The 16,478-nt window shown below is 58.2% G+C and carries 16 protein-coding genes and 1 riboswitch; of the genes, 5 read left to right on the forward strand and 11 right to left on the reverse strand.

Going from position 1 to position 16,478, the window contains the following annotated elements; genetic code table 11:
• From pqqB to ACSJLU_RS11955, 3 genes are all read right to left on the reverse strand, one after another.
• Entirely contained in the window at window positions 1-912 is a 912-nt protein-coding gene (gene pqqB / locus ACSJLU_RS11945; RefSeq protein WP_049207642.1) for a pyrroloquinoline quinone biosynthesis protein PqqB, read from the reverse strand.
• A 58-nt stretch (window positions 913-970) separates the two neighbouring features.
• Window positions 971-1,048: a pyrroloquinoline quinone precursor peptide PqqA gene (gene pqqA / locus ACSJLU_RS11950; protein WP_004937827.1), complete on the reverse strand. Its 78-nt coding sequence runs from the start codon at window positions 1,046-1,048 to the stop codon at window positions 971-973.
• A 117-nt stretch (window positions 1,049-1,165) separates the two neighbouring features.
• Complete coding sequence (locus tag ACSJLU_RS11955; RefSeq protein WP_439041089.1) at window positions 1,166-2,170, reverse strand: dipeptidase; 1,005 nt, start codon at window positions 2,168-2,170, stop codon at window positions 1,166-1,168.
• Between the two features lie 457 nt (window positions 2,171-2,627).
• Here ACSJLU_RS11955 and ACSJLU_RS11960 point away from each other — a divergent pair, with 457 nt between their 5' ends.
• Window positions 2,628-3,098 carry a DUF2846 domain-containing protein gene (locus tag ACSJLU_RS11960; RefSeq protein ID WP_025302823.1) on the forward strand — a complete coding sequence of 157 codons (471 nt, stop codon included), beginning with the start codon at window positions 2,628-2,630 and terminating at the stop codon, window positions 3,096-3,098.
• A gap of 116 nt (window positions 3,099-3,214) precedes the next feature.
• Here ACSJLU_RS11960 and ACSJLU_RS11965 read toward each other — a convergent pair whose 3' ends face one another.
• Window positions 3,215-4,111, reverse strand: a complete 897-nt coding sequence (locus ACSJLU_RS11965; RefSeq protein ID WP_060447178.1) for a LysR family transcriptional regulator — start codon at window positions 4,109-4,111, stop codon at window positions 3,215-3,217.
• A gap of 69 nt (window positions 4,112-4,180) precedes the next feature.
• Window positions 4,181-5,008, reverse strand: coding sequence for a helix-turn-helix domain-containing protein (locus tag ACSJLU_RS11970; protein WP_043137377.1), 828 nt, complete (start codon window positions 5,006-5,008; stop codon window positions 4,181-4,183).
• A 106-nt stretch (window positions 5,009-5,114) separates the two neighbouring features.
• Here ACSJLU_RS11970 and ACSJLU_RS11975 point away from each other — a divergent pair, with 106 nt between their 5' ends.
• Both ACSJLU_RS11975 and ACSJLU_RS11980 read left to right on the forward strand, forming a co-directional pair.
• A complete protein-coding gene (locus tag ACSJLU_RS11975; protein WP_380827769.1) occupies window positions 5,115-5,903 on the forward strand; it encodes a cyclase family protein in 789 nt (262 codons plus the stop codon).
• Window positions 5,904-5,906: 3 nt separating this feature from the next.
• A complete protein-coding gene (locus ACSJLU_RS11980; protein WP_025302827.1) occupies window positions 5,907-6,434 on the forward strand; it encodes a carboxymuconolactone decarboxylase family protein in 528 nt (175 codons plus the stop codon).
• A 76-nt stretch (window positions 6,435-6,510) separates the two neighbouring features.
• On the opposite strand, the gene ACSJLU_RS11985 is transcribed toward ACSJLU_RS11980, so the two are convergent.
• From ACSJLU_RS11985 to ACSJLU_RS11995, 3 genes are all read right to left on the reverse strand, one after another.
• A complete protein-coding gene (locus ACSJLU_RS11985; protein WP_043137457.1) occupies window positions 6,511-7,980 on the reverse strand; it encodes a pyridoxal phosphate-dependent decarboxylase family protein in 1,470 nt (489 codons plus the stop codon).
• An 18-nt stretch (window positions 7,981-7,998) separates the two neighbouring features.
• Window positions 7,999-9,381 carry a diaminobutyrate--2-oxoglutarate transaminase gene (locus ACSJLU_RS11990; RefSeq protein ID WP_380827765.1) on the reverse strand — a complete coding sequence of 461 codons (1,383 nt, stop codon included), beginning with the start codon at window positions 9,379-9,381 and terminating at the stop codon, window positions 7,999-8,001.
• 505 nt (window positions 9,382-9,886) lie between these two features.
• Window positions 9,887-11,107, reverse strand: coding sequence for an NADH:flavin oxidoreductase/NADH oxidase family protein (locus tag ACSJLU_RS11995; RefSeq protein ID WP_197791001.1), 1,221 nt, complete (start codon window positions 11,105-11,107; stop codon window positions 9,887-9,889).
• Between the two features lie 70 nt (window positions 11,108-11,177).
• On the opposite strand from ACSJLU_RS11995, the gene ACSJLU_RS12000 reads away from it, so the two are divergent.
• Complete coding sequence (locus tag ACSJLU_RS12000) at window positions 11,178-11,585, forward strand: MerR family transcriptional regulator (RefSeq protein WP_025302831.1); 408 nt, start codon at window positions 11,178-11,180, stop codon at window positions 11,583-11,585.
• On the opposite strand, the gene eno is transcribed toward ACSJLU_RS12000, so the two are convergent.
• The 3 genes from eno to ACSJLU_RS12015 are packed head-to-tail and all read right to left on the reverse strand — an operon-like array spanning window position 11,582 to window position 14,279.
• Window positions 11,582-12,865, reverse strand: coding sequence for a phosphopyruvate hydratase (eno, locus tag ACSJLU_RS12005; RefSeq protein ID WP_043137369.1), 1,284 nt, complete (start codon window positions 12,863-12,865; stop codon window positions 11,582-11,584). The two genes, ACSJLU_RS12000 and eno, sit on opposite strands and share 4 nt — an antisense overlap.
• 16 nt (window positions 12,866-12,881) lie before the next feature.
• On the reverse strand, window positions 12,882-13,310 hold the full coding sequence (locus tag ACSJLU_RS12010; protein WP_025302833.1) for a universal stress protein: 429 nt from the start codon (window positions 13,308-13,310) through the stop codon (window positions 12,882-12,884).
• Between the two features lie 3 nt (window positions 13,311-13,313).
• Window positions 13,314-14,279: a DHHA2 domain-containing protein gene (locus ACSJLU_RS12015; protein WP_380827759.1), complete on the reverse strand. Its 966-nt coding sequence runs from the start codon at window positions 14,277-14,279 to the stop codon at window positions 13,314-13,316.
• 40 nt (window positions 14,280-14,319) lie between these two features.
• Window positions 14,320-14,395: riboswitch (Fluoride riboswitch) on the reverse strand.
• 180 nt (window positions 14,396-14,575) lie between these two features.
• Here ACSJLU_RS12015 and ACSJLU_RS12020 point away from each other — a divergent pair.
• Entirely contained in the window at window positions 14,576-16,456 is a 1,881-nt protein-coding gene (locus ACSJLU_RS12020) for a diguanylate cyclase domain-containing protein (RefSeq protein WP_043137367.1), read from the forward strand.
• Window positions 16,457-16,478: the final 22 nt, after the last annotated feature.

The raw sequence follows: 16,478 nt of genomic DNA on the forward strand, positions 1-16,478 counted from the left end.
CTACAGTTCGATATTCATGCCGTCCCAGCTCACTTCAATGCCGGCGGCGGTCAGGCTTTGCCGCTCTGCCGAGTTTTCATTGAGGATAGGGTTGGTATTGTTAATGTGGATCAGGATTTTGCGCCTGGCGGGCAAGGTGGCGAGCAGGGCCGCCAGCCCGTGTTCTTCCGCCAGCGCCAGATGCCCCATGTCCTTGCCGGTATTGCGGCCCACGCCGGCGTTGGCCAGCTCGTTGTCGCGCCACAGCGTGCCGTCGATCAGCAGGCAGTCCGCGCGGTGCAGCCACGGCATCAGCGCCTCGTCCGGCTCACCCAGGCCCGGTGCGTACAGCAGCCCGACCCCGCGTGCGGTATCTTCGATAAACAGCGCCACGTTGTGGCCCGGCAACGGACGATCGCGATACGGCGAATAGGGCGGCGCGTTGCTGAGCAGCGGAATGGCGGTAAAGCGCACGGTCGGGCAGACCGCCGTGTGGAACGGCTCACCGGGCGTCACCGGGTGGTGAATCAGCCCGCCGTTCCAGTGGGAGAGCATGGGAAACACCGGGAAGCCGGTGCTGAGATCGTCATGTACTTCAGGCGTGCACCAGACGTGATGCGGACAGCCCTCACGCAAATTGAGTAAGCCCGCGCTGTGATCGATCTGGCTGTCGGTCAGCACGATCGCGCCGATGCCGGTGCCACGCAGCACGTCGGGGTTATTCAATTCTGGCGAGGCCAACAGTTGATGGCAAATGTCCGGGGAAACGTTGCACAGCACCCAGTTTTTACCGTCGTCGCTGATAGCGATGGAAGACTGCGTGCGGCGCGTGGCGCTGATGCTGTGGTCGCGAACGCCCCGACAGTTGTCGCAGTTGCAATTCCACTGGGGAAAGCCGCCGCCCGCCGCCGAGCCGAGAACTTTTATCTGCATGTCTAAACCAGAAAGAGAGGGAAAGAAATGCCCGCGCGAAGGGCGGGCAGACGGGCGATTAACGGTTGGAAATGTACAGCGTTACTTCCAGCCCCAGACGCAGGTCAACAAACTCAGGTTTAGTCCAGGTAGTCATAGCGGTGCTCCTTAGCATGCATCGTAATATGTCGAACCCAATGAGAAACGTTCGCATTCGGCCGGCCCAATGTTGGCGAAATGTGACGGAGATCGCAACCTTTAAAGCGTAACCGGGTTATTCACCCCAGGTGGCGGCGAGCACGTTCAGCCAGTTACGCCAGGTCAGCTTCTCCAGTAGCCGGTTATCGAACCCGGCCTGCGCCAGCGCTTGCGTCAGGCGCGGCAGGCCTGCGGCGTCCTCCAACGGTTGCGGTACGTTGACCCCGTCAAAATCAGAGCCAAATCCCACGCGATCTTCACCAAGTTTAGCGATCAAATACTCAACGTGTTTAACAATTTCTGTTAAGCCGGTCGTTGCACTGTCACGTTTACCGTCCGCCCGCAGGAAGGCGGTGCCGAAATTGACGCCGACCATCCCGCCGCTCTGGGCGATGGCGTCCAGCTGCGCGTCGGTCAGGTTGCGCGGCTGCGGGCAGAGGGCATGGGCATTGGAGTGGGTAGCGACCAGCGGTGCGGTGCTCAACGCGGCGGTTTGCCAGAAGGCTTTCTCGTTCATGTGCGAGACGTCGATCATGATGCGTCGGCGGTTACATGCACGAATCAGTGCCTCGCCGGCCGGCGTCAGGCCGGGGCCGGTATCGGGTGAGCCGGGGAACGACCCGCTGACGCCGGTACCGAAGGCGTTTGGCAGATTCCAGAATGGCCCGATGCTGCGCACGCCCAGCCGGTAGAAGGCCTCCAACTGCGTCAGTTCTGCATCGATCATGCCGGCGCCTTCGATATGCAGCACCGCGGCGATTTGCCGGTTGAGGCGGCACTGCTCTATCTCGGTGGCGGTGCGGCAGATGCGCAGCCGCCCCTGAGAAGCCTGCTCCAGCTGCTGCAGGATGGCGATTTGCCGTTCGGCGATCGCCAGCGGATCGAAGGCGGCCTGCGCCTCGTCCTGCGTTTGATTACGCATCTGGGCGATATAGCTGACCGGAGGAATAAATACCGCGAACAGCCCGCCGAAAAATCCGCCGCGCCGCATGCGGGAGAAATCGAGGTGGCCCGGCGTGACGCGGGAATAAAAGGCGGCGACCGGATCGTCGTCATGCTGCAGCCACAGATTGAGCAGCAGGTCGTTATGGCCGTCGAAGACCGGCCAGAGAGGGGAAGCGTCATGGGCGTTTCACTGAGTCAGGCATCGTGAACGCTATGTTCTCCCATCGAGCGAGGGGGAACAACCCTCGCTCGATGGGGAGATTCGAATGCAGTGAACATACGGAGATTAACCTGACCGAAATTATTTTCAGCCAGCGGTCAAGGTAATTTAAACGTGTGGATCAGCGTTGATTATGCCAATAAAATTGATGATTCTGTAATATTTTAGACATTGATTTCTTGAATCAAATTTTATTTGTGGCAATATCGTTATCGCTTGTGTGTTGGGCACGACCCCCCCCTAACTCACTGTTTGAAAATGAATTTCACCACTATCAATATAATAACTGTTGGTTATATTTAATGTGATAATTAAATGTTCACAGTGAATTAAGCGTTGTTCCTTGCTACATTTTTATACCGAAGGATTGATCATGACCAAAAGACTACTCCTCTCCGCCTCACTGGCGAGCGCATTATTATTAAGCGGGTGTGCAAGCATCCCTCTCGCAACAGATCAAGAATCAGCGCATGCCAAAAGCTTCCCTGCGTTGGATGAAAACAAAGCGGGCCTCTATATTTATCGTGACAGTTTTGTCGGCAAGGCGTTGAAGAAAGATGTTTATCTTGACGGCAAATGCGTGGGTGAGACCGCGGATAAAACGTTTTTCTATACCCAGGTTGACGGCGGACAACAGCATAAAATCTCTACCGAATCTGAATTTTCTCCTAACGATCTTTCCATTTATACCGAAGCGGGGAAAAATTACTTCGTAAGACAATATATTAAGATGGGTGTATTCGTCGGCGGTGCCGGTCTGAGTCAATCGACAGAGGATGAAGGCAAACGTGTTATTTCTAAAGCTGCGGTAAAGCTTGCCAAGGGCGGCCGTTGCGATAGCTAATGCTCCTTGCCCGTGGGATTTCAGGGATATTCCTCCTGAAATCCCCATTATCTGTTTAAACCTTCGCTGTTTACCCTACGGCTATGAATGGAGTGACGATGTCACTCCGTTTTTCTTTAATGACAAACCGACAACACCAACTGCCGCAGCCAGCGGTGATCCGCCTCGGCGTCCAGGCGCGGGTGCCACATTTGCGAGACGGTAATGGGCGGCGTTTTCACCGGCAGCTCGAAGACGCGCAGCGGGCCATCGGCAGGTTGAGCCTGCAGGAAAGAGGTGGGCAGCAACGCCAACAGGTTTGAGGCTTGCGCCACCGCCAGCGCGGCGGGAAAGCTTGGCACCACGGCGGCGATATGGCGTGCCAGCCCCAGCTCCGCCAGCGCAGCGTCTACCGGCCCTAGAATGCGCCCGCTGCGCGAGGCCACCACGTGGCCGCAAGCGGCGTAGTCGGCGACGCCAATCTCTGGCTGTTGCGCCAGCGGATGTGCGGTTCTCATCACGCCAACGAAGCGATCGCGGAACAGCGCCTGCAGGCGGATTTCCGGGCCCATGTCACCCAACACGCCGATCTCCAGATCGACCAGACCTTCACGCAGGGGGCGGTCGCTTTTCTCCGGCTTGGGCGCAAAGCGCAACCGCACCCGCGGCGCCTGTTCGGCGGCGGCGGCGATCAGCGCCGGGCCGAAGGCCTCGACGAAGCCGTCATTGGCGCGCAGCGTGAAGGTACGATCCAGCGCGGCGGGATCCAATGCTCCCTGCGCCGGACGCAACACAGCGCGGGCTTCGAATGCCGCGTTTCGCGCCCGTTCGCGCAGCGTTTCGGCATAAGGCGTCAGCACCATATGACGGCCGGCGCGCACCAACAGAGGATCACCGGTGGCCGTGCGCAGCCGGCTGAGGGTGCGGCTCATCGCCGAGGCGCTTAAACCGAGACGCCGCGCCGCGCCGGCAACGCTGCCCGCCGTCAGCAGCGCGTCGAGTGCGATCAGCAGGTTGAAATCAGGGTCGGTCATGCGTGCGCATCCTGTCATGCTGAATAGGGGGAAAGGCGTTCGATGCAGTTTGTGCGTGCGAATGCTGCATCAGTCGCCATGCATTATGCCTGAGCCTGTTTTCGCTGTGCCATGACTTACCGCTAAAAAACCGGAGGGGGACTGGCCCGTTTGCCGTCTGAACATGGCGATAAACGCGGACGGATCGTTATATCCCAGGGTAGAGGCGACATATTTGACGGCTTTCCCTTCCTGTAACAGCGTCATCGCCATGAGGGTTTTGCTTCTCAGCTTCCATTCATTGAAAGAGATGCCGGTAGCGGCGAGAAATCGCCGCGACAGCGTACGCTCACTCAAGCCCAGCATGCCCGACCATTGTGTCAGGGTGTTGAGATCGTGCGGCGCGGCGCTCATCTTTTCGGTCATGATCTTGACAACGTCATCGCTGCCGAGCGGCAGGTAGCTGTCAAAACGCTCCGACAGCGCCAGCTGCTCAAGCAACGCGGTAACCAGCGTCTGGTCCTGAGGCGTGTGCGGATAGCCAATAAGCCTTTCTGAAAAATCGGCCAGCACCGCTTTGACGATCTTATTCAGCCGCAGGGTTTGCGGTCTGCTCGGTAAGGATTGGCATAGCGAGGGGCTGACATGAAGAATGACATAGTCAATTGCACTCTTTGCTACGGATTCATGTTCGGTATTAACGGGGAGCCAAATGGCATATTCCGGTGTGGATAAATAAATATTGTTCTCAATATTTATTTCCGCCAACCCTTTCATGGAATACATCAGTTTGCCCCATGGCAACGCCTGTAAAGGGAATTGCGTTCCTGCCGGCCAGGATTTATTTCTGAACCAAATCGATATTGGGATTTCCCCGGTCAATTCTGACGGTTTCATGACGCCTTCCTGTCCGTTCATGGCTGCGCCTTCCTATTATAACAATAAGTTGTCTGATAATCGGCATTTCTATTCTATGGGGAAAGCTTACTCTGGGCAGGTCATTCCCCTGGATAAAGGTAACAATATGTACGGTAAAATCATTGATCTTTCGGTGCCGCTGATGAGCGGGATCGCTTCCGATCCGGAGCGGTTTCTGCCGGAAATCGAGTATGTTGACAACAAGCGCGGAGCGTTGCAGCTGGCGGAATCATTTCCCGGCCTGGATCCCTTAGCGCTGCCGCTTCAGGAGGGCTGGGCGGTGGAATTTGTCCGCATGAGCACCCACGCGGGGACGCATATGGACGCCCCGTATCACTACCATTCGCATATGGACGACGGCTCTGCATCAAAAACCATTGATGAAATACCGCTGGAATGGTGTATCGGCCCTGGCGTCAAATTGGATTTTCGGCATTTTCCCGACGGCTATGTAGCCACTGCACATGATATTGAGCGTGAATTAGCGAGGATCGGCCATCCTATCGCCGCCGGCGATATTGTCCTGGTCAACACGGCGGCCGGCGGGCGTTACGGCAGCGAAGATTTTATTCATCGCGGTTGCGGCATGGGCCGTGAAGCGACGCTGTATCTTACTGAACGTGGTGTCAGGGTGGTGGGCACCGATGCCTGGAGCTGGGACGCGCCATTCAGCCATACGCGCACCAAATTTGAACAAAGCGGCGATATTTCGCTTATTTGGGAAGGGCACTATGCCGGCAGTCAATATCCTTATTGCCAGATTGAAAAACTGTGCAATCTTGAATTGCTGCCGCCCTGCGGATTTAACGTGATCAGTCTGCCGGTGAAGGTTTATAAGGCATCCGCCGGCTGGGCTCGGCCGGTTGCAATTATCGATGAACGCGCAGGGGAATAAACGATGGCCAGAATAAAACTGCCGGTAGTGAGTGAATTAACGGCTGAGCAGCAGCAGCAATATGCCCGTTTTCCCGCCAATCTTACGCTGGGTCTGTTGAAAACCAGCCGTTCGGCGCAGGGATATCTGTCCCTGGGCGCTTCTTTTCCGGCCGGGCGACTGTGTGATAAAGATCGGGAAATGATCATATTAAGGGTTGGCGCGTTAAGCCACAGCGCTTATGAGCGTATGCAACACTATCCGCTGGCGATCCTTGCGGGGTGGCGCGATGACGACATCGAGAAAATAGAGCAGGGTGTGGGCATCGACGCCAGAGGGACGGCCATCTTGCATTTTGTCGATGAATGCGTGAAGCAGGTGAAGGTCTCTGCCGACACATTTAACGCGGTCAGGCGCTATTATGACGAGGTTCAACTGGCTGAACTGGCATTAATGATTGGGCACTACATGATGACGGCGCGCTTTTTGGAAACGCTGGAAATCGATCTGGACCTACAAGCGACATCCTGGGAAAACATGTCAACGGATTGAATACGCGCACGGCGTGAGCGCGATAAAAAAGCCGATAACCTGGGGTTATCGGCTTTTAATGCGCAGTGGCAGAGGGTTACGCGGGCAGCTGCTGGGCGGTTTTCTCGACCAGCGCCAGCAACAGCTTGATGTCTTCCAGCGTCACGATCGGGTTCAGCAGCGTCATCTTCAGGCAGGTCACGCCATCGAACTCGGTCACGCCGACGTTGGCGCGGCCCGATTCCAACAGGGCGTCACCGATACGCTGGTTGAACAGCGCGACGGCCGCATCGCCGTTCGCCGCCAGCTGCGCCGGACGGTAGCGGAACAGCACGCTGGCCAGCTGCGGCTGCATCACCAGTTCCAGTGCTTCTTGATCGGCGATGTAGCGCGCCACCTGTTGCGCCAGCGTCACGCCATGATCGATGATCTCGGCGTATTGCTTCTGCCCGAGCGCTTCCAGCCCCATCCACAGCTTCAACGCATCGAAGCGGCGGGTGGTCTGTAGCGACTTGGACACCAGGTTCGGCACGCCTTGCGCTTCGTCGAACTCGGAGTTCAGGTAGGCCGCCTGATAGCGCATCAGCTCGTAGTGGCGCTCGTCTTTCAGCAGGAAGGCGCCGCAGCTGATGGTCTGGAAGAACTGTTTATGGAAGTCCAGGGTGATGGAGTCCACCAGCTCCAGGCCGTCCAGGTAGTCGCGGTACTGCTCGGAAAGCAGCAGCGCGCCGCCCCAGGCCGCATCCACGTGCACCCAAATCTGCTGCTCCGCCGCCAGCCGTGCGATGTCGCGCAGCGGGTCAATGGCACCGGCGTCGGTGGTGCCGGCGGTGGCGACAATCGCCATCACCTGCTCGCCGTTGGCCTTGGCCTGCGCCAGTTTTTCCGCCAGATCGTTCACGTCCATGCGGGCGAAGCGATCGGTTTTCACCAGGGTGACGGACTGATAGCCGAGGCCCATCAGCGCCATGTTCTTCTGCACCGAGAAGTGGGCGTTTTCAGAACAGAACACCTTCAGCTTGCGCAGATCGCCCACCAGACCGTCCTGCTGCACGGAGTGGCCCTGACGCGCGAAGAACGCGTCGCGCGCCAGCATCAGCCCCATCAGGTTGCTCTGGGTGCCGCCGCTGGTGAACACCCCGGCGTCGCCGGACGGGTAACCGACCTGGGCGCGGAGCCACTCGATCAATTTCATTTCGATCAGCGTGGCCGACGGGCTCTGATCCCAGGAGTCCATGCTCTGGTTGGTGGCGTTGATCAGCACTTCGGCAGCCTGGCTAATCACCAGGCTCGGGCAGTGCAGGTGCGCCACGCACTGCGGGTGGTGCACCGACAGGCTGTCTTTCAAAAAGTACTCGATGGCGCGCTCGATCGCCGCCTGGTTGCCCAGGCCTTGCGGGGTAAAGTCTAGCTGGATGCGCTCGCGCAGTTCGGCAACGCTTTTGCCCTGATACATCTCGGGCTGTTGCAGCCACTGCACGACGGCTTCACTGCTCTGTGCGATCGCCTGGCGGTAAGCCTCGGCGCTGTGCGCCGAGGAAGCCAGAATCGGGTTTAACTTGGACATCGCGGTCATTCGCTCCAATCAGACTGGCTTGACGCCGGCGGCCAACAGCGCCTGCTCAAATTTATCCAGGAAAATACCCAGCTCATCATTGGTGATCAGCAGGGAAGGCAACAGGCGCAGCACACAGCCGTTGCGCCCGCCGCGCTCCAGGATCAAGCCGGATTCGAAGCATTTTTTCTGCAGCAGCGCGGACAGCTCGCCATCGGCCGGGTAACAGCCCATGTGATCCTGCGCTTCGTTCGGCTTGACGATCTCGATGCCGATCATCAGGCCCAGACCGCGGACGTGACCGATCACCGGATAACGTTTCTGCAGCTCGGTCAGCTTGCCTTTGAGCCATTCGCCCTGAGCGGCCACTTTATCGGCGACCTTATGCTCTTTCAGGTACTGCAGGGTGGTCAGGCCGGTGGCCATCGCCAGCTGGTTGCCGCGGAAGGTGCCGGTGTGGTGGCCCGGTTCCCAGGCATCGAACTCTTTTTTGATGCCCAGCACCGCGAGCGGCAAGCCGCCGCCGACCGCTTTCGACATCACGATGATGTCCGGCTCGATGCCGGCGTGTTCGAAGGCGAACAGCTTGCCCGTACGGGCGAAACCAGCCTGAACTTCGTCGATGATCAGCAGAATGCCATGCTCCTGCGTCACTTTGCGGATGCGCTGCAGCCACTCGGCCGGCGCCGGGTTAACCCCGCCTTCGCCCTGAACGGCTTCCAGGATCACCGCCGCCGGTTTACGCACGCCGCTTTCCACGTCGTTGATCAGGTTGTCGAAGTAGTAGGTCAGCGCCTTGACGCCGGCTTCGCCGCCGATGCCCAGCGGGCAGCGGTATTCATGCGGATAAGGCATGAACTGCACTTCCGGCATCATGCCGTTGATCGCCGCCTTCGGCGACAGGTTGCCGGTGACTGACAGCGCGCCGTGGGTCATGCCGTGATAGCCGCCGGAGAAGCTGATCACGCCGGAACGGCCGGTGTGCTTTTTCGCCAGCTTCAGCGCGGCTTCCACCGCATCGGCGCCGGACGGGCCGCAGAACTGCAGGCGATACCCTTTGCCTTCGCCAGGCAACAGAGAGAGCAGGTAATCGGAGAAACGATCTTTCAACGGGGTCGTGAGATCGAGAGTATGTAACGGCAAGCCGCTGGTAATGACATTTTGGATGCTTTGCAGGACGTCGGGGTGATTATGTCCAAGAGCCAACGTTCCCGCCCCGGCCAGGCAATCAAGATATTGATTATTCTCAACATCAGTGATCCAAACGCCCTGGGCTTTCGCAATTGCCAACGGCAATTTGCGCGGATAACTCCTAACATTCGACTCAAATTCGGCTTGACGCGCCAAATAGGTTTCATTGTTTCCGTTTAATGAGTTTGCAACTAAAGTATCAATACGGACTTTATCCGTCATCATATCTCTCCTACAACCGAAGGTCTCAAGACGCAACGATTGAATTAATGAATTAGAAAAGTAACTGCCTTGTGAAAAGCGCGACCAATATATGGCTTTTTTGCCTGGGACTCAATAGCCGATTTTGTTTTGAATTGTTTAGTTTTTTCTTAGGCTCATCAATATGTTGTTGATTTGTTGACCGTTGGTTTTGCCAGCAAAAAACAACATTTCTTTAACATTGCGTAAAAATCCTTTTCTGCTTTCCTTTGGCTACTTCTTTAATGCATTTATTATTAAGGTGAATTTCCGATTAATAACATAAATAGAAAATAGCGGCTTATTTTCATCTATTCACCACCTTAAGTCCTATAGCGGTTATATACACAAAATTTGTGATGAATATAAGCGGCCGAGCGTTAAAAGCGCAGTACCCAGAGTGGTGATTTCTTGCAGATTTTACGTAGCGCGATCAAAAAAGCGGGATTTTTGTGCGGTGCCGGCGAGTCTGCCGGCACCGCGGTTATTAACGTTGCCGTAACCAGGCGTGATAGCGCCGCAGAGTGCGGCGGGTGCGCCACCGGTCGATGAGCAGCGACCACAGCGGGGAGTAACGCACGTTGCGCGTCCGATCGCGGCTCAGGGCGTGCATGCGGCGCTTGATCAGCGCCATACGGGCGAGCAGCGTCAGCGTTTTATCGCGCCATTTTACCGGCGCGGGCAGCGCATGAGGGGCTTCGCCGGTTTGCCAGCGGTGCGGCAGATCGGGAATTTCCGCCATGGCGGTGGCGATGCCGACCACCGCGATGCCGCTGTTCAGCACCCGTTGCGCCACCGACGGGCGGGCGATGCCGCCAGTAGTCATCACCGGCATGCGGGCCACTGCGGCGAGATCGCGGGCGAAGGTCAGAAAATAGGCTTCGCGCGCCAGGGTGCTGTCGTCCGCCGCTTCGCCCTGCATCGCCGGGCTCTCATAACTCCCGCCTGACAACTCCACCAGATCGACCGGCAGTTCGTTGAGCATCAACAATACCTGTCGGGCCTCGTCCGGCGAAAAGCCGCCACGCTGAAAATCGGCGGAGTTCAGTTTGACCGCCACGCAAAAGCCTGGCGAGACACGCTGGCGCACCGCGCGCACCACCTCCAGCAGCAGGCGGGCGCGATTCGCCAGCTCGCCCCCCCAACGATCGCTGCGCTGGTTGGACAACGGCGACAAGAACTGGGAGATGAGGTAGCCGTGCGCCGCATGGATCTGCACGCCGGTAAACCCGGCCTGTTCGGCGGCGTGCGCGCTGGCGGCGAAGCGGGCGATCACCTCGGCAATCTGCGCTTCGCTCATGGCCTGCGGCGGGGCAAACTGCTTGCTGTACTTGCCCATCGCCATTGGGATGGCGGAGGGTGCCCAGGCGTTGCCGCCCATGTTGGCCATCACCTGACGGCCCGGGTGGCTGAGCTGCATCCATACCTGCGCGCCTTCTTGGCGCGAGGCCGCCGCCCAGGTTTTGAACGCCTCGAGCAGCGTATCCTGTTCCAACACTACGCCGCCGGGGCCGGTCATGGCGCGTCCGTCGATCATCACGTTGCCGGTGATGATGAGGCCGGCGCCGCCGATACCCCAGTGGCGATACAGGCGCCATAGCGCGGGGCCGGGCAGTTGGCCCTCATCGGCCAGATTTTCTTCCAACGCGGCCTTGGCCAGACGGTTGGGTAAGCGGCTGCCGTTGGGCAGAATCAGTGGGGTAAACATCGGGTACGTTCCTGTCGCAGGGGGAATGGCGCTATACTAGGGTTAAAGTTAACTTTAAGGTCAATAGGGCATGAAAATCGGAGAGTTGGCGGAGCGCGCCGGCATGGCCGCGTCGGCGATACGTTACTACGAACAGCAGGGTCTGCTGCCCAAAGCGGTGCGCGGCGTTAACGGATATCGGGTGTATAGCGAAAGCGCGCTGGAGCGGCTGCACCTGATCCAAATCGGCCAGAATCTGGGGTTTTCGCTGCAGGCGATCCGCGGGGTATTGGCGCTGCAGGGCAGCGCCTATCAGGATGGGTTGATACAGGGCGTCGACAGCCGACTGGCGGAAATCGAGCGGATGATGGCGACGCTGAACGAGCAGCGTGAGACGTTGATGGCGACGCGGCGTATTCTGTTGGAATCCGGCGTGGCGGGATTATGCCGCGCAAAAAATGAAAAACAGGCCGGTGCGTGGCCGGCCTGCAAAGATTAACGGTGTTTAAAGGCGGCGCGCCCGGCATATACCGCCGCGATGCCCAATTGGTCTTCGATGCGCATCAGCTGATTGTATTTTTCGATCCGCTCGCCGCGACACGGCGCGCCGGTTTTCACATGGCCAGCTCGCATCGCAACCGTCATATCGGCGATAAAGCTGTCGACGGTTTCGCCGCTGCGGTGTGAGATAAAGGCGCCCCAGCCATTTGCCTGGCAAAGCTGCACGGCGGCGAAAGTTTCGCTCAGCGTGCCAATCTGGTTCAGCTTGATCAGCGCCGCATTGGCCAATCTTTCATCAATCCCGCGCTGGATGTATTTCACGTTGGTGACGAACAGATCGTCACCGACCAGTTCCACCTGATCGCCCAGGGCGTCGCTGAGAATGCGCCAGCCCGCCCAGTCGTCCTCGGCCAAACCGTCTTCAATCAGCACGATGGGAAAATCTTGCACCAGCCGCTGGTAATAGGCCGTCATCTGTTCGGCATCCAGTTCAGCGTTTTCGCTGCGCAGGCGGTATTTGCCGTTGGCATAGAATTCACTCGAGGCCGGGTCCATGCAAATGGCGATATCGTCTCCCGGTTGATAACCGGCTTTCTCTATCGCCTGTACGATCAGCTCCAGCGGTTGCCGGTTAGAGGCAACCGCCGGCGCAAAACCGCCTTCGTCGCCAACGCCGACCGACAGGCCTTTCTCCAACAGAATTTGGCGCAGCGCCTGATAAACTTCACTGCCCCAGCGCACGGCCTCGCGCAGCGACGGCGCGCCCAGCGGCGCTATCATAAATTCCTGAAAGTCCGCACCTTGCCAGCGGGCATGCACGCCGCCGTTGATGATATTCATGCAGGGCACCGGCAGCAGGTTGGCGCCGAGACCGCCCAGATAACGATACAGCGGCAGCTGCGACAATTGCGCCGCGAGGCGGGCGGCGGCCAGAGAAACGCCGAGCAGGGCGTTGGCCCCCAATCGGCTCTTGTTCTCGCTGCCGTCCAGTGCGATCAACCGGCGGTCAATCTCCCCTTGTTGGCGTACATCTACCCCGCGCAGCGCTTCATTGATCGCCGTTTTGACGCTTTGCACCGCCTCCAGTACGCCTCTGCCGCCGTAACGGTGCGGATCGCCGTCGCGGTGTTCCACCGCCTCGCGTGAACCGGTGCTGGCGCCGGAGGGAACCGAGGCCCGTGCCACGACGCCCGCCGCAGTCATTTCAACTTCGACGGTGGGGTTGCCGCGCGAATCCAGGATCTCTCTGGCGGTTACGTTTTCAATTTCATAGCTCATGGATGATCACCTCATTCTAGGGAGTGGGCACGTGCTTTATCAGCACGTCGATCGACAAATGGTTAATGAACTCGAAGCCGAAGGAGGCAAAGACGCCGAACGGACGGTTCTGATGGCCGAGCAGCAACAGATCGACGCCTTCACGGGCAATCAGGGCCTCGATGTCTTTGAAGCGGTGAATACTGACAATTGCGCGCACCTCCAGGGGGATTGTGCAGTCTTCCACCAGCCGGCTGAGCATGGCTTTGGCAGCGATCACCTCGCTGGACTGGCGATCTTTGGTTTGTGCATCGCTGAGGTAGTCCAGCTCGGCATAGTCGGCGCTGATGTGCGCCACGGTAATGCGCGTATTCATCTGCTGATTGAGGCGTTCGGCATGGCGTAACAGCAGCCGGCCGTCGCGTTCATCCTGCACCAGCAGTAAAGCATGTTGATAGAGCGACATGACTTATCTCCCTGCGTTAGCAATCTGTAGGGTTAACCACGGTAAAACCTCTTTTTTCCGGCTCGTCATGCCGGGCAGCGACACCTGCCGAATGGCGAGCACCCGGTTCGACGAGAAATACAGGGTAGAGCGGTGGCGGGTGATATCGGTAACCAGCAGCGCGGCCATCTCCAGCCCGGCCTCCTGCTTAGCCTGATCGAGCGCCTGTTGCAGCGCGGGCAACAGCGGATCGATATCGCTCATAGCCCGCACTTCTATCTGCGACAGCAGCAGCGAGACGCTATGGATGCGGTAATTCTTAGCGTCACGGTGCAGCAACTGCGGGGCGGATTGCCCCGAAAGATCGGTTTTGGCGGCAAGCAATCCGGCGATGAAGGCGTCATAGTCAACGTGAGAGATTGCGCATAACCGCGCGACCGCCACCCGATCCTGTTCGGTGGTGGTCGGTGCGCTCAGCGCAACGGTATCGCTCAAAATCGCGCCCAGCAGCAGCGTGGCCTGGGCGGAAGAAAGCGGCATCGGCGTATCTGACGTCAGTATGGACAGGATCACGGTGGCGCAACAGCCAACGGCGCGGATCCAGACATCGGGCGGGTTGCGGGTGATCAAGGTGCCCAGCCGGTGATGATCGATAACGCCGACCACATCGCTGTCGGGCAATGAGGCCGGCCCTTGTTCGACGTCGGTAAAATCCACCAGCCAGACTTTGCGGTCACGGAGATCGCCTTTCAGCAGCGCAGGCGTTTGTACGCCGGCGGCGGCCAGTATGTAGCGGGTTTCCGGCGTCAATTCGCCAAGGCGGAAAGCGACGGCCGGTTTGCCGAGGTGATTGAGCCAGTCCGCGACCACCAGCGCGCTGCAGATGCTGTCGCTGTCGGGATTTTTATGGCCGAAAACGTACAGCGGCATTTCCCGCACGGCGAGATCAGGCTGGGATGGAAAAGGGGTAATACGTGAGATTTCATTCATAGCGACTCCTGACATACCTGCCTAAAAAATAAAGCGAAGTTGTATATCAGGCGTCATCATCCGGTTCGAGCGAACGCGGCGGTTGGGAAAGGTGGAACACCATCACCTTGTGAACGACTGTAGCGCAGCGCGGTGGCAAACGCAACGCCCGGCAAAGCTGGCGAGAATGCGCAATCGGATTGATACTGAGTGAGTCTATGATGGACAAGGATATTTGCCGCTAACCGACGGATAGGCTGAACGGAATCACGCAGGCTGGCTGCGCCGGATCCGTGGGTGACACAATGGGAGACAACATGCTTGAACCCTGCTTCCCCGAAAACGAAGCCGAACGTCTGTCGGTACTGAACTCGCTGAACGTGCTGGATTCGAACTCGGTGGAAAAACTGGATCGTATTACACGGCTGGCGGCGAAATACTTCGGCGTCACCATTGCGCTGGTGTCATTGATCGACCGGGATCGCCAATGGTTTCTATCGCGCTACGGTCTGGATGTCCGGGAAACGCCGCGTAACATCTCATTTTGTGGCCATGCGATCTTGCAACGTGAAGCGCTGGTGGTGCCCGATACCGCCAACGACCCGCGTTTTTTCGACAATCCGCTGGTGATCGGCGGGCCGCGAATCGGTTTCTACGTTGGGCAACCGCTGCTGTCGCTCGACGGTTTGCCGCTCGGCACCCTGTGCATTATCGACAGCCAGCCGCAGCCGTTTTCTCCGGAACAGGTGGCCGACCTGCACGACTTCGCCGCCGTGGTGGAAGAGTACCTGCAGAGCATTGAACGCCATGTCTATACCGAAAACCTGAAGTCCAACCTGCAACGCTCGGAAGCCTTGTTCGAACAGACCTTCGCCCAGGCGGCGGTAGGGATGGCGCTGGTGTCGCTGCAGGGGTATTGGCTGCGGGTCAATCCGCGCATCTGCGAAATGTTACACTATTCCGAGCGCGAGCTGATGGATCGCACCTTTCAGGACATTACCTATCCGCTCGATCTCAACACCGATCTGGAAAAACTGCAGCAACTGCTGAGAAACGAGATCAGTACTTACTCGCTTGAGAAACGCTATTTCCGTGCCGATGGCTCGATCGTCTGGGTGCAGCTGACGGTGGCGTTAAACCGGCTGCCTAACGGCAAACCGGATCATTTCATCTCGGTTATCGTCGATATCAGCGAGCGCAAGGCGGCGGAGGCCGATCTGTTCTCTCTGCAACACGAGCTGGAACAACGCGTCGAAATCCGCACGCGGGAGCTGAACGTGGTCGTCAAGAAACTCAACGAAGAGATTGAAACCCGGGTACTCGCCGAATATCAGCTCAGCACGGAGAAGGAACGCCTGCGGGCCATTACTGACAACATGCCGGCGTTGATCAGCCAAATCGACGGTAATGAACGCTACCTGTTCGCTAACAGCGCCTATAAAACCTGGTTTGGCCTGGAAGAAAGCCGCCTTAGAGGAATGACGGTGCGCGATTTTATGGGGGAGAACGTTTATCAGATAGCGAAACCGATGATAGACAGGGCCCTGGCGGGGGAAATGGTGAGCTTCGAAAATGAGCTCCAGACCCAGAAGGGGTTGCTGATGATCCACACTACGCTGGTGCCGTGCGAGGCTCAGGGGTTTTACATTCTGTCCATGGACATTACCGAGTTGAAGCGCCTGCAGCAACGGCTGGAGTACGATGCTACGCACGACATGCTGACTGGGTTGACCAACCGCCGCGCTTTTCTGCGTCGGTTGTCCAGCACGGTGCAGGCCTGTTGCGAACAGCGGCAAATGGCGCTGGTGTTCATCGATCTCGATGGTTTCAAAGCCCTCAATGACAGCTATGGCCATGACTTCGGCGATCTGATCCTCAAGACGTTCGCCAGGTTGCTCAGCGCCTGCGCCGGCGAGCGCCATAGCGTTTCGCGCCTGGCCGGTGACGAATTCACGGTCATCCTGTGGCCGTTGGCGGAACCGCAGCGCGAGGTCAGCGAATTTTGCGAAAACGTGTTGGCGCGGCTGGCTGATATTTCGCAGATCGGGCAGCAGACGGTGAGCCTGTCCGCCAGCCTGGGGGCGGCGATTTCCTCACACACTGACGTGACGGAGGAGATGCTGTTGACCCGCGCCGACGGCGCGATGTATCAGGCGAAATCGGCCGGTAAGGGCACTTATGCCATCTGCGAGTTATGAGCGTGAAACGGTGACCGTCTCA

This window comes from Serratia bockelmannii (assembly GCF_051803255.1).
Taxonomy (GTDB): Bacteria; Pseudomonadota; Gammaproteobacteria; order Enterobacterales; family Enterobacteriaceae; genus Serratia; species Serratia bockelmannii.

Bases quoted from the DNA above. Each gene is read 5' to 3' on its own strand.
- ACSJLU_RS11975 (WP_380827769.1), top strand. From the start codon at position 5,115: ATGTACGGTAAAATCATTGATCTTTCGGTGCCGCTGATGAGCGGGATC.
- ACSJLU_RS11970 (WP_043137377.1), bottom strand. From the start codon at position 5,008: ATGAACGGACAGGAAGGCGTCATGAAACCGTCAGAATTGACCGGGGAA.
- ACSJLU_RS11990 (WP_380827765.1), bottom strand. From the start codon at position 9,381: ATGACGGATAAAGTCCGTATTGATACTTTAGTTGCAAACTCATTAAAC.
- ACSJLU_RS11985 (WP_043137457.1), bottom strand. From the start codon at position 7,980: ATGTCCAAGTTAAACCCGATTCTGGCTTCCTCGGCGCACAGCGCCGAG.
- ACSJLU_RS12015 (WP_380827759.1), bottom strand. From the start codon at position 14,279: ATGAATGAAATCTCACGTATTACCCCTTTTCCATCCCAGCCTGATCTC.
- pqqB (WP_049207642.1), bottom strand. From the start codon at position 912: ATGCAGATAAAAGTTCTCGGCTCGGCGGCGGGCGGCGGCTTTCCCCAG.
- eno (WP_043137369.1), bottom strand. From the start codon at position 12,865: ATGAGCTATGAAATTGAAAACGTAACCGCCAGAGAGATCCTGGATTCG.
- ACSJLU_RS12020 (WP_043137367.1), top strand. From the start codon at position 14,576: ATGCTTGAACCCTGCTTCCCCGAAAACGAAGCCGAACGTCTGTCGGTA.
- ACSJLU_RS12000 (WP_025302831.1), top strand. From the start codon at position 11,178: ATGAAAATCGGAGAGTTGGCGGAGCGCGCCGGCATGGCCGCGTCGGCG.
- pqqA (WP_004937827.1), bottom strand. From the start codon at position 1,048: ATGACTACCTGGACTAAACCTGAGTTTGTTGACCTGCGTCTGGGGCTG.
- ACSJLU_RS11960 (WP_025302823.1), top strand. From the start codon at position 2,628: ATGACCAAAAGACTACTCCTCTCCGCCTCACTGGCGAGCGCATTATTA.
- ACSJLU_RS11980 (WP_025302827.1), top strand. From the start codon at position 5,907: ATGGCCAGAATAAAACTGCCGGTAGTGAGTGAATTAACGGCTGAGCAG.
- ACSJLU_RS12010 (WP_025302833.1), bottom strand. From the start codon at position 13,310: ATGTCGCTCTATCAACATGCTTTACTGCTGGTGCAGGATGAACGCGAC.
- ACSJLU_RS11995 (WP_197791001.1), bottom strand. From the start codon at position 11,107: ATGTTTACCCCACTGATTCTGCCCAACGGCAGCCGCTTACCCAACCGT.
- ACSJLU_RS11965 (WP_060447178.1), bottom strand. From the start codon at position 4,111: ATGACCGACCCTGATTTCAACCTGCTGATCGCACTCGACGCGCTGCTG.